The sequence below is a fragment of the Klebsiella sp. WP3-W18-ESBL-02 genome, from assembly GCF_014168815.1.
GTDB lineage: Bacteria > Pseudomonadota > Gammaproteobacteria > Enterobacterales > Enterobacteriaceae > Kluyvera > Kluyvera ascorbata_B.
The window spans coordinates 3,529,976-3,555,799 of record NZ_AP021972.1 but is presented as its reverse complement, the minus strand read 5'-3'; the positions used below and the strand labels follow the sequence as shown (position 1 = coordinate 3,555,799).

21 protein-coding genes are annotated in these 25,824 nt (G+C 56.8%); 13 read left to right on the top strand and 8 right to left on the bottom strand.

The features are described from left to right. Positions 1-194 precede the first annotated feature (194 nt). Genes kdpE through kdpF form a run of 6 tightly spaced genes read right to left on the bottom strand, consistent with a single transcriptional unit; the run spans position 195 to position 7,982 of the window. On the bottom strand, positions 195-872 hold the full coding sequence (gene kdpE / locus H7R56_RS16980) for a two-component system response regulator KdpE (RefSeq protein ID WP_106924657.1): 678 nt from the start codon (positions 870-872) through the stop codon (positions 195-197). After that, entirely contained in the window at positions 869-3,556 is a 2,688-nt protein-coding gene (gene kdpD / locus H7R56_RS16975; protein WP_106924805.1) for a two-component system sensor histidine kinase KdpD, read from the bottom strand. Before kdpD ends, kdpE begins: the two co-directional genes overlap by 4 nt. Before the next feature lie 2 nt (positions 3,557-3,558). Further along, positions 3,559-4,134: a potassium-transporting ATPase subunit KdpC gene (gene kdpC, locus H7R56_RS16970; protein ID WP_106924656.1), complete on the bottom strand. Its 576-nt coding sequence runs from the start codon at positions 4,132-4,134 to the stop codon at positions 3,559-3,561. Between the two features lie 10 nt (positions 4,135-4,144). Further along, positions 4,145-6,193, bottom strand: a complete 2,049-nt coding sequence (kdpB, locus tag H7R56_RS16965) for a potassium-transporting ATPase subunit KdpB (RefSeq protein WP_106924655.1) — start codon at positions 6,191-6,193, stop codon at positions 4,145-4,147. Between the two features lie 20 nt (positions 6,194-6,213). Further along, a complete protein-coding gene (gene kdpA / locus H7R56_RS16960; RefSeq protein WP_106924654.1) occupies positions 6,214-7,893 on the bottom strand; it encodes a potassium-transporting ATPase subunit KdpA in 1,680 nt (559 codons plus the stop codon). Beyond that, positions 7,893-7,982 carry a K(+)-transporting ATPase subunit F gene (gene kdpF / locus H7R56_RS16955; protein WP_077625464.1) on the bottom strand — a complete coding sequence of 30 codons (90 nt, stop codon included), beginning with the start codon at positions 7,980-7,982 and terminating at the stop codon, positions 7,893-7,895. The genes kdpA and kdpF overlap by 1 nt, the downstream gene beginning before the upstream one ends. Before the next feature lie 304 nt (positions 7,983-8,286). On the opposite strand from kdpF, the gene H7R56_RS16950 reads away from it, so the two are divergent. After that, entirely contained in the window at positions 8,287-8,493 is a 207-nt protein-coding gene (locus tag H7R56_RS16950; protein ID WP_106924653.1) for a YbfA family protein, read from the top strand. Positions 8,494-8,673: 180 nt separating this feature from the next. After that, complete coding sequence (phrB, locus tag H7R56_RS16945) at positions 8,674-10,095, top strand: deoxyribodipyrimidine photo-lyase (protein WP_106924652.1); 1,422 nt, start codon at positions 8,674-8,676, stop codon at positions 10,093-10,095. Between the two features lie 22 nt (positions 10,096-10,117). Here the strand turns inward: phrB and dtpD are convergent, their stop codons facing one another. Continuing rightward, positions 10,118-11,599: a dipeptide permease DtpD gene (dtpD, locus tag H7R56_RS16940; RefSeq protein ID WP_106924651.1), complete on the bottom strand. Its 1,482-nt coding sequence runs from the start codon at positions 11,597-11,599 to the stop codon at positions 10,118-10,120. A 281-nt stretch (positions 11,600-11,880) separates the two neighbouring features. On the opposite strand from dtpD, the gene H7R56_RS16935 reads away from it, so the two are divergent. The 5 genes from H7R56_RS16935 (at position 11,881) to nei (ending at position 16,172) form a co-directional block, all read left to right on the top strand. Next, positions 11,881-12,624 (top strand): type 2 GTP cyclohydrolase I, encoded by a 744-nt coding sequence (locus tag H7R56_RS16935; RefSeq protein WP_106924650.1) that lies wholly within the window; start codon positions 11,881-11,883, stop codon positions 12,622-12,624. A gap of 16 nt (positions 12,625-12,640) precedes the next feature. Then, the gene (gene pxpB, locus H7R56_RS16930; protein ID WP_106924649.1) at positions 12,641-13,297 is read left to right on the top strand and encodes a 5-oxoprolinase subunit PxpB; all 657 of its coding nucleotides are present in this window, start codon (positions 12,641-12,643) and stop codon (positions 13,295-13,297) included. After that, positions 13,291-14,223 carry a 5-oxoprolinase subunit PxpC gene (gene pxpC / locus H7R56_RS16925; protein WP_106924648.1) on the top strand — a complete coding sequence of 311 codons (933 nt, stop codon included), beginning with the start codon at positions 13,291-13,293 and terminating at the stop codon, positions 14,221-14,223. The genes pxpB and pxpC overlap by 7 nt, the downstream gene beginning before the upstream one ends. A 210-nt stretch (positions 14,224-14,433) precedes the next feature. Further along, complete coding sequence (locus H7R56_RS16920; protein ID WP_106924647.1) at positions 14,434-15,300, top strand: DUF1266 domain-containing protein; 867 nt, start codon at positions 14,434-14,436, stop codon at positions 15,298-15,300. 80 nt (positions 15,301-15,380) lie between these two features. Beyond that, positions 15,381-16,172, top strand: a complete 792-nt coding sequence (nei, locus tag H7R56_RS16915; protein ID WP_106924646.1) for an endonuclease VIII — start codon at positions 15,381-15,383, stop codon at positions 16,170-16,172. A gap of 138 nt (positions 16,173-16,310) precedes the next feature. On the opposite strand, the gene H7R56_RS16910 is transcribed toward nei, so the two are convergent. Beyond that, positions 16,311-17,594: a citrate synthase gene (locus H7R56_RS16910; protein ID WP_106924645.1), complete on the bottom strand. Its 1,284-nt coding sequence runs from the start codon at positions 17,592-17,594 to the stop codon at positions 16,311-16,313. Positions 17,595-18,231: 637 nt separating this feature from the next. Here H7R56_RS16910 and sdhC point away from each other — a divergent pair. From sdhC to odhB, 6 genes are all read left to right on the top strand, one after another. Further along, positions 18,232-18,636, top strand: a complete 405-nt coding sequence (sdhC, locus tag H7R56_RS16905) for a succinate dehydrogenase cytochrome b556 subunit (protein WP_181357960.1) — start codon at positions 18,232-18,234, stop codon at positions 18,634-18,636. Further along, positions 18,630-18,977, top strand: coding sequence for a succinate dehydrogenase membrane anchor subunit (gene sdhD, locus H7R56_RS16900; RefSeq protein WP_035892719.1), 348 nt, complete (start codon positions 18,630-18,632; stop codon positions 18,975-18,977). The genes sdhC and sdhD overlap by 7 nt, the downstream gene beginning before the upstream one ends. Then, positions 18,977-20,743 carry a succinate dehydrogenase flavoprotein subunit gene (gene sdhA / locus H7R56_RS16895; RefSeq protein ID WP_106924644.1) on the top strand — a complete coding sequence of 589 codons (1,767 nt, stop codon included), beginning with the start codon at positions 18,977-18,979 and terminating at the stop codon, positions 20,741-20,743. Before sdhD ends, sdhA begins: the two co-directional genes overlap by 1 nt. A 15-nt stretch (positions 20,744-20,758) precedes the next feature. After that, the gene (gene sdhB / locus H7R56_RS16890; RefSeq protein WP_064548333.1) at positions 20,759-21,475 is read left to right on the top strand and encodes a succinate dehydrogenase iron-sulfur subunit SdhB; all 717 of its coding nucleotides are present in this window, start codon (positions 20,759-20,761) and stop codon (positions 21,473-21,475) included. 298 nt (positions 21,476-21,773) lie between these two features. Next, positions 21,774-24,575 (top strand): 2-oxoglutarate dehydrogenase E1 component, encoded by a 2,802-nt coding sequence (sucA, locus tag H7R56_RS16885; protein WP_106924643.1) that lies wholly within the window; start codon positions 21,774-21,776, stop codon positions 24,573-24,575. 13 nt (positions 24,576-24,588) lie between these two features. Next, positions 24,589-25,809 (top strand): 2-oxoglutarate dehydrogenase complex dihydrolipoyllysine-residue succinyltransferase, encoded by a 1,221-nt coding sequence (gene odhB, locus H7R56_RS16880; RefSeq protein WP_106924642.1) that lies wholly within the window; start codon positions 24,589-24,591, stop codon positions 25,807-25,809. The last annotated feature ends 15 nt before the right edge of the window (positions 25,810-25,824 follow it).

Below are 25,824 nucleotides of genomic sequence, written 5' to 3'. Positions count from 1 at the left end.
AGATCATTCATAAAATAATCAATTATTGGTAGGTGGTGTGCCAGGATAAAATGCTGTTTTGTTGAGATGTTGTAAACAACTTGTATTTTATTTATTTAAAGTAGAATTAAGCCACGCCATTTAAATATGCGGGTGGCTTACGTTAATTCTTAATAAAATAAGTATGTGATAGTAGGGTTATTATGAATAATTATTCATAACATAAAACGATAGCCAATACCGGTTTCGGTTAATAAATGCTGAGGGCGCGCGGGATCGATTTCCAACTTCTGGCGAAGGTGCCCCATATAAATGCGCAAATAATGACTATGTTCCACCGCATTCGGCCCCCACACCTGGCTCAGTAGCTGCCGTTGAGTGAGCACTTTTCCAGCATTGTTGAGTAACACCGCCAGCAGGCGGAACTCAATAGGGGTGAGGTGAATTTCTTCACTGCCGCGGGTTATGCGTCGTGAAGCCAGGTCCACGGTGATATCAGAGAAGGTCACTTGTGGATCGTGCGGCTGCGTGCTGGCATGGCGGCGCAGGGCCACGCGCAGTCGTGCCTGAAGCTCGCCGATGCCAAATGGTTTACTCAGATAGTCGTCGGCGCCGGCGTCCAGTGCGGCAATTTTATCGTGTTCTTCGCTGCGTGCGGACAGCACAATAATCGGCACCGGGCTCCACTGGCGAATATCGCGGATAAAATCGAGACCGTCACCGTCGGGCAGGCCAAGGTCAAGGATCACTAAATCCGGCTTACGCGTCGCCGCTTCCAGCAGACCGCGTTGCAGGGTATCGGCATCGAACACGCGCAGGTCTTCTGCTTCCAGCGCGGTGCGCAGAAAACGGCGGATAGCCTGTTCATCTTCAACAATCAGAACGCTGGTCACAGCTCCTCGGGTCCCTCTTCAAGTTCAGGTGGTTTTTCTAGTGGAAGTGTAACACGAAAACAGGCTCCCCCTTCCGGGCGGTTGCTGGCCGACAGCGTGCCGCCGTGGATCTCAACGATTGCCTGGCAAATGGCCAGACCTAGCCCGACGCCGGGAATCGCCGACTCTTTGTTGCCGCGGGCAAATTTGGCGAAAATTAGCTGCTCCTGGCCGAGAGGAATACCCGGCCCGCTGTCCCAGACGTCGAGCAGCAGACGGTTATTCTCAGTGGTGGCGCGAATGCCGATTTGTGCCTCGCTGCCTGCGTACTTCACGGCGTTTTCCAGCAGATTGTTCAGCACCCGCTCGAATAACGGGCCATCGAGGTGGACCAGCATGAGCGGGTCGGGTAGGGCGAGCGCGATCCGGCGGCCGCCGAGCGTGGGCTCTAGCGTGCGCAGCGCGCTGCCGACGACCTCTTCCAGCGTCAGCCATTCCTTATGAAGATTAAACCCGCCGGACTGAATGCGCGCCATATCCAGCAGGTTATTGACCAGCCGCGTGGTGTTCAGCACGTGCTGGCGAATTTCGTTTGCCTGCGGCGCGTAGGGCGAGCCGCTGCTGGCCAGATCGAGCGTCAAAATTTCCGCCTGTCCGAACAGCACGGTTAGCGGCGTGCGCAGATCGTGCGACAGAGCGGCCAGTAGGGAGTTGCGCAGGCTTTCACGTTCGCTGATAAGCCTGGACTGCTCCTCGCTTGCCGTCAGCGCCAGCCGCTCCAGCGCGCTGGCGACCAGCAGGGTGAACGTTTCCAGCAGCCGCTGTTGTTCCGGCACCATTAACTGGCGCAGATTATTGGGTTCCACCACCACCAGCCCGTGGGTTTTATCGGCGCTGCGCAGCGGCAGAATCAGATAAGGTACGCCGGGGAGGGTATCGGTTCCGGCCCCGGCGGGCAGCCCTTTGTCAAAACTCCAGTGGGCAATGGCTTCATCCCACGGCGTCATGCCCTCCTGATGGTTAAGCGCCGCCAGCTTACCGTGCTCATCCGGCAGCAGTACCTGGCTGCGGGCGTGGAACGTCGAGCGGATATACTGCTCGCAGGTCACGGCGATATCGCGGGCATTACGCCCGACCGCCAGCGTTTTGGACATCTCGTAGAGGTGTCGCGTTCGCTGCTCGCGGTAGCGGGCAACGCGTGCCTGGTAACGTACCCCAGCGGTCAGATTACCGATCACCAGCCCCACCGTCAGCATGACCCCGAAGGTCAACAGATACTGTACGTCGGACACGGCCAGGGTGCCGCGCGGCGCCACGAACACTAAGTCAAAGCTCACGACGTTGATGACCGTGGCCAGCACCGAGGGCCAGCGGCCGTAGAACAGGGCCACGATCACCACGCCGAGCAGGTAGAGCATGACGAGGTTGGCGGCTTCAAAGGCCACCAGCCACTGCGCGGCAATAAAGGTAATGGCCGCGCACAGCGCGAGCGCCACCGCGCAGCCGCGAATCTGTACGCGCCATTTATCCCGCCATGGCCGCCGATCGTGCGGGCGATCCGGCAGAGGCAGCGGCGTTTCATCCACGCCGATAACCAGCAGATCCAACTCTGGAGCATGGCGTGAGAGGCGATCGCCGAAGCGTTCGCCGCGCCACCATTGACGCTTTTGTTGGCGACCAATCACAATTTTGCCGAGATTATGCTCGCGGGCGTAGCGAATCACCGCGGCTTCTTCGGAGGGATCGGAGAGCGTAGCGGTTTCAGCTCCCAGCTCCTGCGCCAGGCGCAGCGATTTAAGGATTGCCCGTCGCTGAGGTTCCGGCAAACGGTGCAGCGCAGGGGTCTCGACGTAAACCGCGTGCCAGGCGCTGCCCAGACGAGCAGCCAGGCGGGCAGCGGTACGCACCAGCTTCTCGCTACCGGCATGGTGGCCGATGCACAGCAGAATGGCATCGTGGGTATGCCAGACTTTTTCCTGTCCCTGCGCGTCACGCCAGGCGCGCATTTGATCGTCCACGCGTTCGGCGGTGCGGCGCAGCGCCAGTTCGCGCAGGGCAATCAGGTTCCCTTTACGGAAGAAATTTTCGATGGCCCGCTCGGCCTGGCCGGCAAGATAGACCTTGCCTTCATTCAGCCGCTGGCGCAGATCGTCGGGCGGTAGATCCACCAGCACCACTTCATCTGCGGCGTCAAAGAAGGGATCGGGTACCGTTTCCCGCACCTGAATCCCGGTTACCCCACTGACCACGTCGTTGAGGCTCTCAAGGTGCTGAACATTGACGGTGGTAAACACATCAATTCCGGCGTCCAGCAGTTCATCGATATCCTGCCAGCGTTTAGGGTGACGTGAACCGGGGGCATTGCTGTGGGCCAGCTCATCCATCAGCACCAGCGCCGGGCGACGGGCGAGGGCTGCGTCGAGGTCAAACTCGCTGACGTAGCGGCCGCGATAGGCGGTGCGCTTTGGTGGCAGCATGCTCAGGCCGTTGAGCATCGCGGCGGTTTCTTTACGTCCGTGGGTTTCGACCACGCCCGCCAGCACGTCCAGCCCCTGTGCGCGCAGCCGCTGCGCCTCAGCCAGCATGGCCCAGGTTTTACCGACCCCGGCGCAGGCGCCGAAGAAAATCTTCAGCTTGCCGCGGTGCGCATCGGCGGTTTGTTCCAGCAGGCGATCCGGGTCAGGACGCAGCGGCTCATCGGTCATCATTAATTATCCTTGTGGGCATCCAGCGCCATATTCAGCTCAACAATATTTACCACAGGTTGACCGAGAAAGCCGAGCAGCGGCTTATGGGTTGCGGCCTGAACCTGCTGCATGAGCCACTGCGGCGAAAGGTGGCGCGCTTTGGCAATGCGCGGTACCTGCCATAACGCAGCGGCGGGCGTCAGGTGTGGGTCTAGTCCGCTGGCGGATGCGGTCACCAGTTCAACCGGAACCCGGCTGCTGGCGTCCGGATTGGCAGCACGTAGCGCGGCAATTCGGTCGGTAAACAGCTTATCCAGCGCCGGGTTACTGCCCGCCAGGTTACTACCGCCGGAGGCCATCGGGTTATCCGGCGTATCGGCGGTGGCGGAAGGGCGGCCCTGGAAATAACCAGGATCGGTAAAGGACTGGCCGGTAAGCCGCGAGCCGCGAATATCGGTATGGTCAAAAATCAGCGAGCCGTTAGCCTGAGTATGGAACAACCACTGCCCCAGCGCGGTGGTCACGAGCGGATAAATACCGCCGGTGATAACCGCGAGGAACAGGAAGATAACAACGGCAGGACGCAATGCAGACATGGTTTTTTCCTCACACCAGACCCAGCAGGGTTAACAGTAAATCAATGAGTTTGATGCCGATAAACGGCACTACCAGCCCGCCGGCGCCGTAAATCCACAGGTTGCGGCGTAGCATTGCTGATGCCGACAGCGGGCGGTAGCTCACCCCTTTTAGCGCCAGCGGCAGCAGGAACACGATGATCAGCGCGTTAAAAATGACGGCGCTGAGAATCGCAGAGTCCGGCGAGTGCAGACGCATAATGTTCAGCACTCCCAGCTGCGGCCAACTGGCGGCAAAGGCGGCGGGAATAATGGCGAAGTATTTCGCCACGTCGTTGGCGATACTGAACGTGGTCAGCGAGCCGCGGGTCATCAGCATTTGCTTGCCAATGTGCACCACCTCAATCAATTTGGTCGGGTTAGAGTCCAGGTCGACCATATTGCCCGCCTCTTTGGCCGCCTGAGTCCCGGAATTCATTGCCACCGCAACGTCGGCCTGGGCTAACGCCGGGGCGTCGTTGGTGCCGTCGCCGGTCATTGCCACCATGCGGCCTTCGGACTGGTACTGGCGAATCAATGCCAGCTTGGCTTCCGGCGTGGCTTCAGCAAGGAAGTCGTCAACGCCCGCTTCGGCGGCGATGGCCGCGGCGGTCAGCCGGTTGTCGCCGGTGATCATCACCGTTTTAATGCCCATCTTACGCAGTTGAGCGAAGCGTTCTTTAATACCGCCTTTGACAATATCCTTCAGCGCTATGACCCCAAGCACGCGCGCGCCTTCGGCGACGACCAGCGGCGTGGCACCAAGGCTCGCGACGCTTTCCACTTTCTGTTCGACATCAAGCGGGAAGCGGCCGCCGTTGCTTTCAATATGACGGCGAATAGCATCAACGGAACCTTTGCGAATCATACGGTTGTCGATGTTTATCCCGCTCATCCGGCTCTGTGCGGTAAACGGGACGAAGGTCGCGTGCAGCGCCTGCACGTCGCGTTCGCGCAGGTTGAAGCGCTGTTTTGCCAGCACCACGATGCTGCGTCCTTCCGGGGTTTCATCCGCCAGCGATGACAGCTGAGCGGCATCGGCCAGCGTTTTTTCGTCTACGCCTTGTGCTGGAAGGAACTGCGATGCCTGGCGGTTGCCCAGCGTAATAGTGCCGGTTTTATCCAGCAGCAGCACGTCGACATCGCCCGCCGCTTCCACGGCGCGACCGCTGGTGGCGATAACGTTAGCGCCCAGCATGCGACTCATCCCGGCAACGCCGATAGCCGATAGCAGACCACCAATGGTGGTGGGGATCAGACATACCAACAGCGCGACCAGCACGGTGACGCTTATTGGCGTACCGCTCCAGGCGGAGAACGGCCAGATGGTGGCGGTCGCCAGCAGGAAGACGATAGTCAGCGCCACCAGCAAAATGGTCAGGGCAATTTCGTTCGGCGTCTTACGACGCTGCGCACCTTCCACCATCGCAATCATGCGATCGAGGAACGTCTCCCCCGGGTTGACGCTACAGCGCACCACCAGCCAGTCGGAGAGGATGCGCGTCCCGCCGGTGACCGAGGCGAAGTCGCCGCCGGATTCACGAATAACCGGTGCGGATTCGCCGGTAATGGCGCTTTCGTCTACCGATGCGCCACCCTCGATGACTTCGCCGTCGCAGGGAATAATGTCGCCTGCTTCAACCAGCACCACGTCGCCTTTGCGCAGATCGTCGGCCGGGATGTGATCCATTGCGGCACCGTAGCGAGCCTCACGCAATTTGCGGGCAAAAGCCGTTTTTTTGACCCCTTTCAGGCTGTTGGCCTGCGCCTTACTGCGGCCTTCGGCCATGGCTTCGGCAAAGTTGGCAAACAGTACGGTAAACCACAGCCACAGGGCGATGGCGCTACTAAAGCCCACGTTGCCAGGCAGGGCACCCAGCGCCATGGCGGCGGCCAGCGCGCTGGTCAGCACGCTGCCAATCCAGACGATAAACATGACCGGATTACGCCACTGCACGGTGGGGCTGAGTTTTTTCACGGCGTCGATCAACGCCTGGCGAACCAGAGACGGTTCAAACAGGCCCAGTTGTTTGCGACTCATAACCAATTGCTCCGCATGACTCAAAACAGGGAAAGATGTTCCGCTACCGGGCCAATCGCCAGGGCGGGAATAAAGGTCAGTGCGCCCACCAGCAGCACGGTGCCGATCAGCAGGCCAATAAACAGGGCATCGTGTGTCGCCAGCGTGCCTGGCGTAGCGGGCTGGATTTTTTTATTCACCAGCGAACCGGCAATTGCCAGCACCGGGAGAATCACGCCGAAGCGGCCGACAAACATGCACACCGCCAGCAGGCAGTTCCAGAATGGCGTGTTGGCGCTTAAGCCCGCGAAGGCGCTGCCGTTGTTATTCGCGGCCGACGAAACGGCATACAGCACCTCGCTAAAGCCGTGCGAACCGGGGTTGGCCATGGCGCTACGTCCGGCATCGGTCATCATCGCCAGCGCGGTGCCGAGCAGCACCAGCGTTGGGGTGACCAGAATCGCCAGCGCGGTCATTTTCATCTCCGGTACGTCGATTTTTTTGCCGAGGTATTCGGGGGTGCGACCAATCATCAGCCCGGCGATAAACACCGCCAGCAGGACGAACAGCAGCATGCCGTACAGACCGGAGCCCACGCCGCCGAAGACCACTTCACCAATCTGCATCAGCCACAGCGGGATCATGCCGCCCAGCGCGGTAAAGGAGTCATGCATCGCGTTTACCGCACCGCAGGAGGCTGCGGTTGTCACCACCGCGTACAGGCTGCTGGCAAGGATGCCGAAGCGGCTCTCTTTCCCTTCCATATTGATACTGCTGTCGGCACCGAACGCGAGCAGGTGTGGGTTACCGCGGGTTTCCGCCCACATCACCACCGCCACGCAGACCACGAAAATAATCGTCATCGCCCACAGAATCGCCCGGCCCTGGCGGTTGTCGCCTACCGACTCGCCGAAAGCAAAGCACAGCGCCGCCGGGATCAGGAAGATCGCCAGCATCTGCACGAAGTTGGTCAGCGCCGTCGGGTTTTCAAAGGGGTGTGAAGAGTTAGCGTTAAAGAACCCGCCGCCGTTGGTGCCCAGCATTTTAATGGCCTCCTGTGAGGCGACGGGGCCCATCGGCAGCAGCTGATGCGCACCTTCCAGCGTGGTAAACGGCTGGTAGGGCAGGAAGTTCTGTAACGTGCCTTGCTGAATAAAGAACAGCGCCAACAGCAGTGAAATGGGCAGCAGCAGCCACAGGGTAATACGGGTGATATCGACCCACGCGTTACCCAGCGTACTGACGCTATGGCGGGCAAAAGCGCGCACCAACGCAAACAGCACGGCGATGCCGGTGGCGGCAGAGAGGAAATTCTGTACCGTCAGACCAGCCATCTGGCTGAAATAGCTTAGCGTGGTTTCACCGCTGTACGACTGCCAGTTGGTGTTGCTGACGAAGCTCACGGCGGTGTTCAGCGCCAGGTGCCATGACAGGCCCGGCAGCTGCTGTGGGTTAAGCGGCAGATAGCCTTGCAGCATCAGCATGGCGAACAACGCCGCCAGACCGCAAAGGTTCAGCAGTACGATGGCCATGGCATAGCGTCGCCAGCTCATTTCATGGCCGGAAATGCCGAGGATGCGCCACAGAACGCTTTCCGTCCGGGCCAGACCCGGCAGCGGCGCATTGCCGATCATCGTCGCCAGCATCTTGCCGAGCGGACGAGCGAGAATAAACAGCACCAGCAGGAAGCTGGCAACGAGTAGAAATCCCTGAGCAGCCATCACAGCGCCTCCGCCTTCAAAAGGGCATAAACCAGATACGCCAGTAACAGGAACACCAGCACCACGCCGGCTATTACGCCTGTAGTCACAATCCACCTCCGGACGATTGAGTTATTGCGCTAAGCGTAGGTTTTCAGGTGCAAAGATTTCGCAAAAATTGCCGGGCGGGGTGTAAAAAAAGTATAAAAATAACAAATCCATAATTTAACTAATGGTTAGTATTAATTTAACAATCACGTAACTAAGTTACGCGGTGAATGTAAATAAACACAAAACAAACCGAAATTAGTGGTCGGATGAGTAGTAAAATTACACAAAAAGCGGTACGATTTTAAACAGATTACCAAGCATGATTTTCCGGCGAAGATTGCCGGCCAACTTAGGGGAGAGAATATGGAACTGTACAAAAAATATCCTGCACACGTCGTGTTAATGCGCCGTACTTTCGCCGTGGTGGCGGGGATTCTGGCGCTGCCGGTGATGCTGTTCTGGAAAGACCGCGCCCGTTTTTACAGCTATCTGCACCGCGTCTGGTCGAAAACCAGTGAGAAACCGGTATGGATGGAACAGGCTGAAGAGGCCGCCTGCGACTTTTATTAATCGTGTCGCAGCGAAAAAAAACACGCAAGCCGCTCCTGCAAAGGGGCGGCTTTTTGCATTTGCAGTGATGCAGGCCTGATAAGTGCAGCGCCATCAGGCAGGTGTGGTATCAACGTCGAAAGGTGTTGTGAAATAATTGGTGTAATATGAATGTATTAGTTAAATATATTCAGGATTTTTATGCCTACGCATCTGGTCTGGTTCCGCGCTGATTTGCGCCTGCATGACAACCTCGCCCTTGCCGCTGCCTGCCGCGATCCGCACGCGCAGGTGCTGGCATTGTATATTGCCACCCCGCAACAGTGGGCGGCGCACGCCATGGCCCCCCGCCAGGCCGCCTATCTTGCCGCGCAGCTGAACGCGCTTCGTCAGGCGCTGGCAGAGAAAAATATCCCGCTGATTTTCCACGAGGTGGCTGATTTTGCCGCCAGCATTGAGGTGGTGCGCAGCGTCTGCAAACGGCATGCGGTCACGCACCTTTTCTACAACTATCAGTATGAGTTCAACGAGCGTCAGCGCGATCGCCAGGTGGAACACTCGCTGGTGGATACCGTCTGTCAGGGGTTTGATGACAGCGTGATCCTGCCACCGGGGGCGGTGGTGACCGGCAATCACGAGATGTATAAAGTGTTTACGCCGTATAAAAACGCCTGGCTACGACGGCTGCGTGAGCACCTACCGGAGTGCGTTCGTGCGCCAGCGCCAAGAAATGCGCCTGCGGTAATAGCTGGGCCGGCGATAACATTGACCTATCCGCAGCAGCCGTTTGATCCGGCGCTGTTTCCTGCCGATGAAAACACGGCGATTCAACGGCTGCGTCAGTTCTGCCAGCAGGGCGCATCTGAGTATGAATCTCAGCGTGATTTCCCGGCGATTGAGGGGACCAGCCGTTTATCCGCGTGCCTGACCGTTGGCGTACTGTCACCGCGTCAGTGTCTGCATCGCCTGCTGGCCGAGCAGCCAGCGGCACTGGACGGCGGTGCGGGCAGCGTGTGGCTAAACGAACTGATCTGGCGTGAGTTTTATCGCCATCTGATGACTTATTATCCTCGGCTCTGTCAGCACCAACCGTTTATCAAGTGGACAGATAATGTCCGCTGGCACGACGCCCCGGCGGCGCTGACGGCCTGGCAGCGCGGGCAAACCGGCTATCCGATCGTCGACGCCGCGATGCGCCAGCTCAATGCTACTGGTTGGATGCATAACCGCCTGAGAATGATCGTCGCCAGCTTCCTGGTGAAAGACCTGCTGATCGACTGGCGGGAAGGGGAGCGCTACTTTATGTCGCAACTGGTGGATGGCTGCCTGGCGGCTAACAACGGCGGCTGGCAGTGGGCGGCCTCAACCGGTACCGATGCAGCGCCCTATTTTCGTATCTTTAACCCGACAACCCAGGGCGAACGTTTTGATAAAAGCGGGGCGTTTATCCGTCAGTGGCTGCCGGAACTGGCGGCGGTGCCGGACAGCGCGATTCATCAGCCGTGGACGTGGGCTGAGAAGCAGGGAAGGGGATTGGATTATCCGCGGCCCATCGTTAATCACAGTGAAGCGAGGGTTGCCACGCTTGCCGCCTATGAAGCTGCGAAGAAAAATGAGGCCTGATTTTCAGGCCTCATAGACAGGGTTACGCGTCAACCGCCAGGCGGCGTTGGCGAACTTTCACCGAGTGGTACAGCCAGATAACCATGACGACGCCGACGCAGGCCAGCGCGCCCCAGGTAATCTGGCTAAAGACGTCAATATAGGCATTGATGGAGTAGTCTGCCGCACCGGCGGAATCAAACGAGGCCTGCGAGGTCTGGTCGGCAATAATGCCCGCCACATAGTTGGCCACCGCGCCGGAGAGCAGCATGTAGATGCCGGTCAGTACACCGGTGACGCCCGGGATCTGAATACGGGTAATCTGCGACATGGCCACCGGGTCGATAAACAGCTCCGCAAAGCCCATCACCGACAGCCCCAGCAGCATCAGCGGCATGGAGGAGTGCCCGTAGCTGGCAGACCAGCGGGCGCTGAGGGTCAGAATACAGAACCCGGCGCTCATCAGCCCCAGGCCCAGCGCATACTTGCCCCAGATCCGCAGATCGCGGTTGCGGGTCACCTGCTCTTTAATCAGCCACGCCAGTACCACGCCGCAAAGCATGACCGCAAAGGCATTCACCGACTGGAACATGGCGGTCGGCACTTCGTAGCCCAGCACGTTACGGTTAACGAAACGGTCAATATACAGGCTGATTGAGCTGCCGCCCTGCTGGGCAAAGGCCCAGAACAACAGGCTGAAGAAGGTCAGCACCACAATCAGGCGCAGGTCTTTACGCTGTTCAGCCGTTTCGGCGCGACGGTAAATTTTCGCCAGTACCGCCAGGCCGATAATCGAAGCCGCGATCAGCGCATAGACCGACCATTCCTGCCAGAACAATACCGTAATAAACAGCGGTGCAACGACCAGCAGTACCAGCAGCCAGCCCCAGTTGGGCAGCAGGAAGCTGCGCGCGCACAGTACTTCTTTGTTGACCCCGCGGGTGTGAGCGAAGTGGCGACGGCCGCTGATAAAAATGACCAGCCCGGCCAGCATGCCGACGGCAGCCAGCGTAAAGCCCATCGCCCAGCTATACTGCTCTTGCGCGAAGCCACAGGCGATAGGCGCCACGATTGACCCGACGTTACCCGCCGCGTACATCAGCGAGAAACCGCCGTCACGGCGCGGATCGGTGGGTTCATACAGCTCGCCTAACAGGCAGCTGACGTTGGATTTAAACAGCCCGTAGCCGCAGACAATAATGGCCAGCGACAGATACAAGAACATGGGGGCCACTTCGCTGGCACCCAGCACCATATGCCCGATGACCATCAGCAGCGCGCCGAGCATCACCGCCATGCGGTTACCCAGCACTTTATCGGCCAGATAGCCGCCGAGAATCGGCGTGACGTAAACCAGTGAACAATAGGCGCTGAACAGCTCGTAGGCGTGAGTATCGTTGTACTTCAACTGGTTGGTGAGATACAGAATCAGCAGCGCGCGCATGCCGTAGAAGCTGAAGTATTCCCAGATTTGCAGGGCGACAACGTAGTAAATTGCCTTCGGCTGCGATTGTGATTTATTCATTGCACATTTAACCTCGAAACCCGGCAACGGCCTGCTGCGTAAGGCTTTGTTTCATTTATGTAATAATACGTATAAAAGCGTATTATCTTTGTAATATGCGGTATGGTTGCATAAATATACATGAAGTTGCTCACATTGAAACAGGCAAATCGTGTTATTCAGGCATTTATTGTGCGTAGTTAAGCGGCGTTCCGGCGGATGTCAGGCATTGTGTATCGACGTAGCGGCAAAGTGACGCTATTTTATTCTGCTTAACAGCATTGATGGCTAAGGGAGCGAAAATGAAAAATACCGAGCTAGAACAACTGATTAATGAAAAACTTGGCAGCGGTGCCTTTAGCGATTATGCACCTAATGGCCTGCAGGTCGAGGGGCGTGAAACGGTACAGAAAATTGTGACCGGCGTGACCGCCAGTCAGGCATTGATTGATGAAGCCGTACGCCAGCAGGCGGATGCGGTTATCGTCCATCACGGTTATTTCTGGAAGGGCGAGTCGCCGGTGATTCGCGGCATGAAACGCAACCGCCTGAAGGCGCTGCTGGCAAACGACATCAACCTCTATGGCTGGCATCTGCCATTGGACGCACATCCAGAGCTGGGGAATAACGCCCAGCTGGCGCACCTGCTCGGTATTAACGTGATGGGTGAAATTGAACCCCTGGTGCCGTGGGGGGAACTGTCGATGCCGGTTTCAGGGCTTGAGCTGGCGTCGTGGATAGAAGTGCGTCTGGGGCGTAAACCGCTGTGGAGCGGCGATACCGGGCCGGAAAAAGTCTCCCGCGTGGCCTGGTGTACCGGCGGCGGACAGGGGTTTATCGATAGCGCAGCGCGTTTCGGCGTGGATGCCTTCATTACCGGTGAAGTGTCAGAACAAACCATTCATTCTGCTCGCGAGCAGGGGCTGCATTTTTATGCTGCGGGCCACCATGCGACCGAACGCGGCGGCATTCGTGCGTTGAGCGAATGGCTCAATGAAACCACCGATCTGGATGTCACCTTTGTTGATATCCCTAATCCGGCCTGATTAACGGGGGCATAAAGTGCAGCGAGCGCGTTGTTATCTGTTAGGGGAAACCGCCGTCGTGCTGGAGCTGGAACCGCCGGTCACGCTGGCGGCGCAAAAGCGCGTATGGCGATTGGCCCAGCGTCTGGCGGCGATTCCGGACGTGGTGGATGTGATTCCCGGAATGAATAATATTACCGTGACTCTGCGCCATCCGCAGACCCAGGCGCTGGACGCCATTGAGCGCCTTCAGCGCTGGTGGGAAGAGAGTGAGGCGCTGGAGCCTGATTCGCGGCAAATCGATATCCCGGTGGTCTACGGCGGAGAAAGTGGCCCTGACCTACCCGAGGTGGCCCGTCGGAGCGGCCTGACGCCAAAGCAAGCCGTAGAACTTCATGCGTCGGTGGACTACGTCGTGTGGTTTCTCGGCTTCCAGCCCGGTTTTCCTTACCTTGGTGGCCTACCGGAGCGCCTGCATATGCCGCGTCGCGCGGAGCCCAGGCTGAAAGTGCCCGCCGGTTCGCTCGGCATTGGCGGCGCGCAAACCGGTATTTATCCGCTGTCGACGCCCGGTGGCTGGCAGCTGATTGGTCGCACGCCTCTGGCGCTGTTTTCGCCGAACCGTGAGGATCCTATTCTGCTGCGCCCCGGGGATACGGTGCGCTTTGTGCCGCAAAAGGAGGGAATATGCTAAAGGTGATACGTGCGGGCATGTATACCTCAGTGCAGGACGCCGGGCGTGATGGGTTGCGACAGTCCGGCGTGAGCCGCTGCGGCGCGATGGATAAGCCGGCGCTGATAACGGCCAATTTGCTGGTGGGCAACGATGCTAACGCTGCGGCGCTGGAGATTACGCTGGGGGCGGCAACCTTTCAGTTTGCCCGCGACGGTTGGTTTGCGTTAACCGGCGCGGGCTGCGAAGCCACCCTGGACGGTGCGGCGGTATGGAGCGGCTGGCGACACTGGGCAACGGCAGGGCAGACGCTGATGCTCGGGCGCCCTCAGCACGGCATCCGTAGCTACCTGGCGCTGGCGGGCGGTATTGACGTGCCGATGGTGCTGGGCTCACGCAGTACCGATCTGAATGCTGGCGTCGGCGGTCTTGAGGGGCGATGCCTGCGCGATGGTGACGTGCTGCCGCTGGCAACGCCGCAGCGTACTTTCCGCGCGCCACGCGGCGTAAAGCCGCTTCTCGCCAGCAATCGCATCCGTGCGCTGCCGGGGCCGGAGTATCATGAGTTCGATGACGTTTCGCAGGAGGCGTTCTGGCGCTCACCCTGGCAGCTCAGCCCGCAAAGCAACCGCATGGGCTATCGGCTTAAAGGGCAACCGCTGACGCGCGCTCATGCGCGCGAGCTGCTGTCGCACGGGCTGGTGCCAGGCGTCGTGCAGGTGCCGCATAACGGCCAGCCGATCGTGCTGATGAATGATGCGCAGACCACCGGCGGCTATCCGCGTATCGCCTGTATTATTGAGGCCGATATGTTCCAGCTAGCGCAAATTCCACTGGGTCAGCCGATACATTTTGTCCGCTGCTCGCTGGAAGAGGCACTGAAGGCTCGCGATGACCAGCAGCGTTATCTGGCGCAGCTTAGCTGGCGGCTGAATGAGGAAGCATGACGGCGGAGACGCGTCTCCCGTAATGAAACCGGCGCGAGGGGAATATGCGCCGGTTTATTATTTATGTCTTGAATATAATCTTTGAGAATAATATTTGAATATTATTTATTTATTCTGATTTCATCATGCGATAAAGACCTTTTGTAGCGTTGTTCTTAAGGTTGTGCTTATATCCACACTGTCTGAACAGTAATCCAGGGATGGAATGTGATGTTTAATATTGTCACACCGCTGGCGGTTTTTTTTGCCTGCGAAATAGCCGAGCGGCAGTTTAATTTATTTCCCAGTAAGTCGATCTATCATACGGTTTATGGGCTGGTTTTAGTATGGCTGCTGTTGGCTATTATTCTTCATTTTATGACCACGCGCAGGTCGGAACAAACGACGCCGTTTGCCATCGCCAAGCTCTATAATACTCGCCCGGTCTACCCGCTACGTACCGACAACGAACGTCTTGCCGCCTGCGCTGAGGCGCTGTATCTGATTAGCGAAACGGCGAACCCTCACCCATCTATTAGCTATATAAATTCACTGGAGCAGCTGGATTTAAATAATGTTGAAGATATTAAAGACGCGCGGCTATTAATGAGTTCGGCCTGGAATATTGATGGCGATCGGGCATTACGCAAAATGCTGAATAAACTCATCACCCGCGCCACCTCAGGTGCAAATATACCGATGGCGACGATCGCAGGTAAGGAGCGATATATCGCCTTTTTGCAACATCAGGGGCTGCCGTTCCAGGACATCGATGCGTGCCCGATTACCGGTTTCGATTTGGTCCGGGCTTCGTGTCTGGTCAGGATTGGCTTTTCCGTTGGCTATATTGATGAACAGGAAGCGCGATCGTTTCTGAATATCGTTGGTGAACTTATTGCGCGGCAATTCACGTCGTGGGAGCAGCTGACTGCCTCATATCTGGTCATGTATCTGGAGTGGAACGGCGGAGTGAAAGGGCCGCTCGGCGTTCTGCTTTCCTGGTTTGGCCCCCGCAACCGGATTTTGGGGGCCCGGCTGCTGCTGGAGGATGACGCGTCGCCATTTCGCCGCGCATCTTTTCAGCCTTACGCCTCCTGAACGGCCGAAATTGCCGCTTGCGCCAATAAGACAGGACGCTCAGGATAATAGGCGTGATGGTTTAGCAGAAGGAGAGAGGCATGCCTGAGGGCCCAGAGATCCGCCGTGCGGCGGATAGCCTTGAAGCGGCAATCAAAGATCAACCTTTGACCGAGGTGTGGTTTGCATTCCCTGAACTTGCGCCCTACGCGTCGGGCCTGGTGGGGCAGCGCGTAACGCGTGTAGAAACCCGCGGCAAGGCGCTGCTGACGCACTTTTCCAGCGGGCTGACGCTCTATAGCCATAATCAGCTCTATGGCGTGTGGCGCGTGGTTAACGCCGGTGAAATCCCACAAACGACGCGCGTGCTGCGCGTGAAGCTGCAAACGGCAGACAAAGCCATTCTGCTTTACAGTGCCTCAGATATCGAAATGCTGACGGCTGAGACGCTGAAAACGCACCCGTTTTTACTGCGCGTTGGCCCCGATGTGCTCGACATGAGCCTGACGCCACAGGCGGTTAAAGCACGCCTGTTGTCGGCAAAATTCCGTCATCGCCAGCTCTCCGGGCTGCTGCTTGATCAGGCGTTTCTTGCCGGGTTGGGTAACTATCTGCGGGTTGAGGTGCTGTGGCAGGTTGGCTTAACCGGCAATCACAAGGCTTCACAGCTTGATGAACAGCAGCTTGAGGCGCTGTCGCATGCGCTGCTCGATATTCCTCGCCTTTCCTACAACACGCGCGGCCTGGTGGATGATAATAAACACCACGGCGCGCTGTTTCGCTTTAAAGTGTTTCACCGCGACGGCGAGACCTGTGAGCGCTGCGGTGGGGTGATTGAGAAGACGATGCTGTCATCAAGACCGTTTTACTGGTGTCCTGGCTGCCAACACTAGGCGAGCGGGCGTGTGTTGTGTCGGTCGCCGTCATCCGCCAATCAGCCGCGCGTTGCCTGATGGCGCTTCGCTTATCAGGCCGACAGGATAGCCATAAAAAAAGCGCCCGCAGGCGCTTTTTTACGTTCAAACGCTCAATTATTTCTTGAGGTCTGATTTGAAGTCGCGCTGTTCGTAGCCGGTGTACAGCTGACGCGGACGCGCAATCTTCATGCCGTCGGTGTGCATTTCGTTCCAGTGGGCAATCCAGCCAATGGTGCGCGCCATCGCGAAGATAACGGTGAACATCGAAGACGGAATACCCATCGCTTTCAGGATGATGCCGGAGTAGAAATCGACGTTCGGGTACAGTTTCTTCTCGATGAAGTACGGATCGTTGAGCGCAATATGCTCCAGCTCCATGGCCACTTCCAGCAGATCGTCTTTGGTGCCCAGTTCTTTCAGTACTTCATGGCAGGTTTCACGCATCACGGTGGCACGCGGGTCGTAGTTTTTGTACACGCGGTGGCCAAAGCCCATCAGGCGGAAAGAGTCGTTCTTGTCTTTCGCGCGACGGACGAATTCCGGAATGTGCTCAACGGAGCTGATCTCTTCCAGCATCTTGAGCGCTGCTTCGTTGGCGCCGCCGTGCGCAGGCCCCCACAGAGACGCGATACCCGCAGCGATACAGGCGAACGGGTTCGCGCCGGATGAGCCTGCCGTACGGACGGTGGAGGTAGACGCGTTCTGTTCGTGGTCAGCGTGCAGGATCAGAATGCGGTCCATGGCGCGTTCCAGCACTGGGTTCACTTCGTAGTCTTCGCAAGGCGTCGCGAACATCATACGCAGGAAGTTACCGGCATAGGAGAGATCGTTGCGCGGATACACGAACGGCTGACCGATAGAATATTTGTAACACATCGCCGCCATGGTCGGCATTTTCGACAGCAGGCGGAAGGCTGCAATTTCACGATGACGCGGGTTATTGACGTCCAGAGAGTCGTGATAAAACGCAGCCAGTGCACCGGTGATCCCGCACATCACCGCCATCGGGTGAGAGTCGCGACGGAAGGCGTGGAACAGACGGGTAATCTGCTCGTGGATCATGGTGTGGCGAGTGACGGTGGTGGTGAACTCGTTGAATTCGGCCTGGTTCGGTTTTTCGCCGTACAGGAGGATGTAGCATACTTCGAGGTAGTTAGATTCGGTGGCTAACTGATCGATAGGGAAGCCGCGGTGCAGCAGGATGCCCTCGTCGCCATCAATAAAAGTAATCTTAGACTCGCAAGATGCGGTAGAGGTAAAACCAGGGTCAAAAGTAAAAATGCCTTTTGAACCGAGAGTACGGATATCAATAACATCCTGACCGAGCGTGCCTTTCAGCACATCAAGTTCAATAGCAGTATCACCCGATAGAGTGATTTTTGCCTTTGTATCAGCCATTTACGGTCTCCTTAGCGCCTTTTTGCTTAAGACTGCCGGATGCCGGATTTGCAATTCAAAAAATAGTTCGACGGTGCCAGTTTGTTATTTGGCTCACGGCTCTGCTGTAGAGATGCAACAAGGGTACAGAGCAAGGGCGCTTGACGGTGCACGTCTAATCTACAGTGAAACAACAGCAAATCAGGGTCTTAGCAATCCAATGATTCAAACCTGAACAAACACTAATAACTTTACTGATAGGTTGGGTCAACCCCATCACACTGTTACATAACTTATTATCAGGTGAAAGAGTGACCCCATAACTTTTGAGCATTATATGCTTTTACAGGTGATGGTTGTAACAATAATGTTTAATATTTGTCAAATCACGTGATTAATTTTTAAAAAATTGTTTTAATCGTGAGCGTGATCACTGTTCTGCATAAAACCAGACAAACTATATGTAGGTTAATTGTAATGATTTTGTGAACGGCCTATACTGCCGCCAGGTCTCCGGAACACCCTGCAATCCCGAGCCACCCAGCGTTTTAACGTGTCGATTTAGCATCTGTGAGCAGATTTAACCATGACGCGAAGTTATAGAAAGGACGCTGCTTGACCCGCCTGCAGACCGGAGGAAGGAAATAATAAGAACAGCATGTGGGCGTTATTCATGATAAGAAATGTGAAAAAACAAAGACCTGTCAATCTGGATTTGACAACGATCCGGTTCCCTATAACAGCGATAGCGTCCATTCTTCATCGCGTTTCCGGCGTGATTACGTTTGTGGCGGTGGGCATTCTGCTTTGGCTGCTGGGCACCAGTCTCTCTTCCCCGGAAGGCTTCCTGACCGCTTCCTCTATCATGAGCAGTTTCTTCGTTAAATTCATTATGTGGGGCATCCTCACTGCGCTGGCCTACCACGCGGTTGTGGGTATTCGTCACGTGTTAATGGATTTCGGTTATATCGAAGAAACCCTCGAGGCCGGTAAGCGCTCTGCCAAAATTTCTTTCGTTATTACTGTCGTGCTTTCAATTCTTGCAGGAGTCCTCGTATGGTAAGCAACGCCTCAGCATTAGGACGCAACGGCGTACATGACTTCATCCTCGTTCGCGCCACCGCTATTGTCCTGACTCTGTACATCATCTACATGGTGGGCTTTTTTGCGATTCACGGTGAAGTCACCTGGGAAATCTGGAGCGGTTTCTTTGCCTCTGCGTTCACTAAAGTGTTCACCCTGCTGGCTCTGTTCTCCATCTTGATTCATGCCTGGATCGGCATGTGGCAGGTGTTAACCGACTACGTTAAACCGCTGGCGCTGCGCCTGACGCTGCAACTGGTGATTGTTGTTGCGCTGCTGGTTTACGTTATCTATGGATTTGTTGTGGTGTGGGGTGTGTGATGAAACTGCCAGTCAGAGAATTTGATGCTGTAGTGATTGGTGCCGGTGGCGCAGGTATGCGCGCGGCGCTGCAAATTTCCCAAAGCGGCCAGACCTGTGCGCTGTTGTCTAAAGTGTTCCCGACCCGTTCCCATACCGTATCAGCGCAGGGTGGCATCACCGTGGCGCTCGGTAATACCCATGAAGATAACTGGGAATGGCATATGTACGACACCGTAAAAGGGTCGGACTATATCGGTGACCAGGACGCCATTGAATACATGTGTAAAACCGGTCCGGAAGCGATTCTGGAGCTGGACCATATGGGGCTGCCGTTCTCCCGTCTGGAGAATGGGACCATCTATCAACGTCCGTTTGGCGGCCAGTCGAAAAACTTCGGCGGCGAGCAGGCAGCACGTACCGCCGCAGCGGCTGACCGTACCGGTCACGCGCTGTTGCATACTCTTTATCAACAGAATTTGAAAAACCACACTACGATTTTCTCCGAGTGGTATGCGCTGGATCTGGTGAAAAATGCCGATGGCGCGATTGTGGGTTGTACTGCCCTGTGTATCGAAACCGGCGAAGTGGTTTACTTCAAAGCCCGTGCCACCGTGCTGGCGACCGGCGGTGCAGGGCGTATTTATCAGTCCACCACTAACGCCCACATCAATACCGGTGACGGCGTGGGTATGGCTATCCGTGCCGGTGTGCCGGTGCAGGATATGGAGATGTGGCAGTTCCACCCGACCGGTATTGCCGGCGCGGGCGTTCTGGTCACAGAAGGCTGCCGTGGTGAAGGTGGTTATCTGCTGAACAAACACGGCGAGCGCTTCATGGAGCGTTATGCGCCGAATGCGAAAGACCTGGCGGGTCGTGACGTGGTGGCGCGTTCCATCATGATCGAAATCCGTGAAGGTCGTGGCTGTGACGGCCCATGGGGTCCACACGCCAAGCTGAAGCTGGATCATCTGGGTAAAGAAGTGCTGGAATCCCGTCTGCCGGGCATTCTGGAGCTGTCTCGTACCTTCGCACACGTTGACCCGGTTAAAGAACCAATCCCGGTTATCCCAACCTGCCACTACATGATGGGCGGTATTCCGACCAAAGTAAGCGGTCAGGCGCTGACCGTGAACGAGCAGGGCGAAGATGTGGTGATTCCTGGTCTGTTCGCGGTAGGTGAAATTGCCTGCGTATCCGTTCACGGCGCCAACCGCCTGGGCGGTAACTCGCTGCTGGATCTGGTGGTATTTGGTCGTGCCGTTGGCCTGCATCTGCAGGAATCCATTGCCGAGCAGGGCGTACTGCGTGATGCAACCGAAGAAGAGATCGACGCTTCTCTGGAACGCCTGAACCGCTGGAACGGTAATCGTAACGGTGAAGACCCGGTTGAAATCCGCAAAGCGCTGCAGGAATGTATGCAACACAACTTCTCGGTGTTCCGTGAAGGTGATGCGATGGCAAAAGGTCTGGAGCAGCTGAAGGCTATCCGCGAGCGCCTGAAAAATGCGCGCCTGGACGATACTTCCAGCGAGTTCAACACCCAGCGCGTAGAGTGCCTGGAGCTGGATAACCTGATGGAAACCGCTTACGCCACCGCGGTGTCGGCAAACTTCCGTACCGAAAGCCGTGGCGCACATAGCCGCTTCGACTTCCCGGAACGTGATGATGAAAACTGGCTGTGCCATTCCCTGTATCTGCCAGAGTCGGAATCCATGACGCGTCGTAGCGTCAATATGGAACCGAAACTGCGCCCGGCATTCCCGCCGAAGATTCGTACTTATTAATGCGGAGACAGGACAATGAAACTCGAGTTTTCAGTTTATCGCTATAACCCGGATGTTGACGACGCTCCGCGCATGCAGGATTACACCCTAGAAGCGGAAGAAGGTCGCGACATGATGCTGCTGGATGCGTTAATCCAGCTGAAAGAAAAAGATCCGAGCCTGTCGTTCCGCCGCTCCTGCCGTGAAGGGGTTTGTGGTTCGGACGGTCTGAACATGAACGGGAAAAACGGTCTGGCATGCATTACGCCGATCTCCGCGCTGAATCAGCCGGGCAAGAAAATTGTTATCCGTCCGCTGCCTGGATTGCCGGTGATCCGCGATTTGGTGGTAGACATGGGGCAATTCTACGCACAGTATGAGAAGATTAAGCCTTACTTGTTGAATAATGGGCAAAATCCTCCGGCTCGTGAGCATCTGCAGATGCCGGAGCAGCGTGAGAAACTCGATGGTCTGTACGAGTGTATTCTCTGCGCATGCTGTTCGACCTCTTGCCCGTCGTTCTGGTGGAACCCGGACAAGTTTATCGGCCCGGCAGGCCTGCTGGCTGCGTATCGCTTCTTAATTGATAGCCGTGATACCGAAACCGATAGCCGCCTGGAAGGGTTAAGTGACGCTTTCAGCGTATTCCGCTGCCATAGCATCATGAACTGCGTCAGTGTATGTCCGAAAGGTCTGAACCCGACGCGCGCCATCGGCCACATTAAGTCGATGCTGCTGCAACGTAGTGCGTAAGTAGTCATTGTTGCCGGATGGCGACGTACCGTCTTATCCGGCCTACATCCCCCGTAGGCCTGATAAGCGAAGCGCCATCAGGCAACAAACATGCAGGAAACCTTTAAAAACTGCCAAATCTACTTTCTCTGAGCAGAAAGGGTGAGAGTCCAAAAAACTCTAAAGACAGTTTCTAAAGGTTCCTTCGCGGGCCAGTGCAAATACAAGAGCTCGCAAGTGAACCCTGGGACGTGTGCTTTACCGGCGTACGTCGTAGTTATCCACGGCGAAATAAGCATAAAATGCTTAAGGGATCACGATGCAGAACGGCGCAATGAAAGCCTGGCTGGACTCTTCTTACCTCTCTGGTGCGAACCAGAGCTGGATAGAACAGCTCTATGAAGACTTCTTAACCGATCCTGACTCTGTCGACGCTCACTGGCGTTCAATGTTCCAGCAGTTACCTGGTACCGGAGTCAAACCGGATCAATTTCATTCCAAAACGCGTGATTATTTCCGTCGTCTGGCGAAGGATGCCTCACGTTACTCTTCTTCGATTTCCGACCCTGACACGAATGCGAAGCAGGTTAAAGTCCTGCAGCTTATCAACGCTTACCGCTTCCGTGGTCACCAGCATGCGAATCTCGATCCGCTGGGACTGTGGCAGCAGGAGCGAGTGGCTGATTTAGATCCCGCTTTCCACGATCTGACCGAGGCCGACTTCCAGGAGAGCTTTAACGTAGGTTCTTTTGCCATCGGCAAAGAGACGATGAAGCTCGGCGATCTGATTGATGCCCTCAAACAGACCTACTGCGGCCACATTGGCGCGGAATACATGCACATTACCAGCACCGAAGAGAAACGTTGGATTCAACAGCGTTTTGAAGCGGGGCATGCCACCTTTAGCGCAGAAGAGAAAAAGCGCTTCCTGAGCGAACTGACCGCGGCGGAAGGCCTGGAACGCTACCTGGGCGCGAAATTCCCGGGCGCAAAACGCTTCTCGCTGGAAGGCGGCGACGCGCTGGTACCGATGCTCAAAGAGATGATCCGCCATGCGGGCAAGAGCGGTACCCGTGAAGTAGTGCTGGGTATGGCGCACCGCGGTCGTCTGAACGTGCTGATCAACGTACTGGGCAAACAGTCCCAGGAGCTGTTTGACGAGTTCTCCGGCAAACATAAAGAACACCTCGGCACCGGTGACGTGAAGTACCACATGGGCTTCTCTTCCGACATCGAAACCGAAGGCGGTCTGGTACACCTGGCGCTGGCGTTTAACCCGTCGCACCTCGAAATCGTGAGCCCGGTCGTCATGGGTTCCGTTCGCGCGCGTCTGGACCGACTGGACGAGCCGAGCAGCAATAAAGTGCTGCCTATCACCATTCACGGTGATGCGGCAGTGACCGGGCAGGGCGTGGTTCAGGAAACCCTGAACATGTCCAAAGCGCGGGGTTACGAAGTGGGCGGTACCGTTCGCATCGTTATCAACAACCAGGTGGGCTTCACCACCTCTAACCCGCTGGACGCGCGTTCTACGCCGTACTGCACCGACATCGGTAAGATGGTTCAGGCGCCGATTTTCCACGTTAACGCGGACGATCCGGAAGCCGTGGCCTTCGTGACCCGTCTGGCGCTGGACTTCCGTAATACCTTCAAGCGCGACGTGTTCATCGACCTGGTGTGCTACCGCCGTCATGGCCACAACGAAGCCGACGAGCCAAGCGCAACCCAGCCGCTGATGTACCAGAAAATCAAAAAGCATCCGACCCCGCGCAAACTCTACGCTGACAAGCTGGAAGCGGACAAAGTCGCGACGCTGGAAGATGCCACTGAAATGGTTAACCTGTATCGCGACGCGCTGGACGCGGGCGAATGCGTGGTGAAAGAGTGGCGTCCAATGAACCTGCACTCCTTTACCTGGTCGCCGTACCTCAATCATGAATGGGACGAAAGTTACCCGAACAAGGTTGACATGAAGCGCCTGCAGGAGTTGGCTAACCGTATCAGCACCGTGCCGGAAGGCGTGGAAATGCAGTCGCGCGTAGCGAAAATCTACGGTGACCGTCAGGCCATGGCGGCAGGCGAGAAGCTGTTCGACTGGGGCGGCGCGGAAAACCTGTCGTACGCCACGCTGGTTGATGAAGGCATCCCGGTGCGTCTGTCTGGTGAAGATGCCGGTCGTGGTACCTTCTTCCATCGTCACGCGGTGATTCATAACCAGACCAACGGTTCGACCTACACCCCGCTGCAGCACGTGCACAACGGCCAGGGCGATTTCAAAGTGTGGGACTCCGTGCTGTCTGAAGAAGCGGTACTGGCATTTGAATACGGCTATGCGACGGCTGAGCCGCGCACGCTGACCATCTGGGAAGCGCAGTTTGGCGACTTCGCCAACGGTGCGCAGGTGGTGATTGACCAGTTTATCTCCTCCGGTGAGCAGAAGTGGGGCCGTATGTGTGGCCTGGCGATGCTGCTGCCGCACGGCTACGAAGGGCAGGGCCCGGAGCACTCCTCCGCGCGTCTGGAACGTTATCTGCAGCTTTGCGCACAGCAGAACATGCAGGTTTGCGTACCGTCTACCCCGGCTCAGGTTTATCACATGCTGCGTCGTCAGGCGCTGCGCGGGATGCGCCGTCCGCTGGTGGTCATGTCGCCGAAGTCGCTGCTGCGCCACCCGCTGGCGGTTTCCAGCCTGGATGAGCTGGCGAACGGTACCTTCATGCCGGCGATTGGCGAAATTGACGATCTGGACCCGAAAGCGGTGAAACGCGTGGTGCTGTGTTCTGGTAAGGTTTACTACGACCTGCTGGAACAGCGCCGTAAGAACGATCAGAAAGATGTCGCTATCGTGCGTGTTGAACAGCTGTACCCGTTCCCGCACCAGGCGGTACAAGAAGCACTGAAACCTTATGCACACGTGCATGATTTTGTCTGGTGCCAGGAAGAGCCGCTCAACCAGGGCGCCTGGTACTGCAGCCAGCATCATTTCCGTGATGTGATTCCATTTGGGGCCGCTCTGCGCTATGCAGGTCGCCCGGCCTCCGCCTCACCGGCGGTAGGGTATATGTCCGTTCACCAGAAGCAGCAACAAGATCTGGTCAATGACGCGCTGAACGTCGATTAATTAAGGATACATAATGAGTAGCGTAGATATTCTGGTTCCCGACCTGCCTGAATCCGTAGCGGATGCCACCGTCGCCACCTGGCATAAAAAACCGGGCGATGTGGTTGTGCGTGATGAAGTGCTGGTAGAAATCGAAACTGACAAAGTGGTACTGGAAGTACCGGCGTCGGCAGATGGCATCCTTGATGCCGTTCTGGAAGATGAAGGTACCACCGTCACTTCCCGTCAGATCCTGGGCCGCCTGCGTGAAGGCAACAGCGCGGGTAAAGAAACCAGCGCCAAAGCTGACAGCAAAGAGTCAACGCCGGCTCAGCGCCAGCAGGCTTCTCTGGAAGAGCAGAACAACGAAGCGCTCAGCCCGGCGATCCGTCGCCTGCTGGCTGAGCACAACCTCGAAGCCAGCGCCATTAAAGGCACCGGCGTCGGCGGCCGTCTGACTCGTGAAGACATCGAGAAGCACCTGGCAAAAGCCCCGGCGAAAGCCGCTGCTGCGCCGGCACCGGCTGCTGCCGCTCCGGTTGCGCCGCTGGCTGGTCGCTCTGAGAAACGCGTACCGATGACCCGTCTGCGTAAACGCGTGGCCGAGCGTCTGCTGGAAGCGAAAAACTCTACCGCGATGCTGACGACCTTCAACGAAGTGAACATGAAGCCAATCATGGACCTGCGTAAGCAGTACGGTGACGCGTTTGAAAAACGTCACGGTATCCGTCTGGGCTTTATGTCCTTCTACGTGAAGGCCGTAGTGGAAGCGCTGAAACGCTATCCGGAAGTGAACGCGTCCATCGACGGCGATGACGTGGTTTATCACAACTACTTCGATGTGAGCATGGCGGTTTCTACGCCGCGCGGCCTGGTGACCCCGGTCCTGCGTGATGTTGATGCACTGGGTATGGCTGACATTGAAAAGAACATCAAAGAGCTGGCGGTTAAAGGCCGTGACGGCAAGCTGACCGTAGAAGATCTGACCGGCGGTAACTTCACTATTACCAACGGCGGCGTATTCGGCTCCCTGATGTCTACCCCGATCATCAACCCGCCTCAGAGCGCGATTCTGGGTATGCATGCCATTAAAGACCGCCCGATGGCGGTGGATGGTAAAGTGGAAATTCTGCCGATGATGTACCTGGCACTGTCCTATGACCACCGTCTGATCGATGGGCGCGAGTCTGTGGGCTTCCTGGTCGCCATTAAAGAGTTGCTGGAAGATCCAACCCGTCTGCTGCTGGACGTGTAGCCAATAAGAGTACCA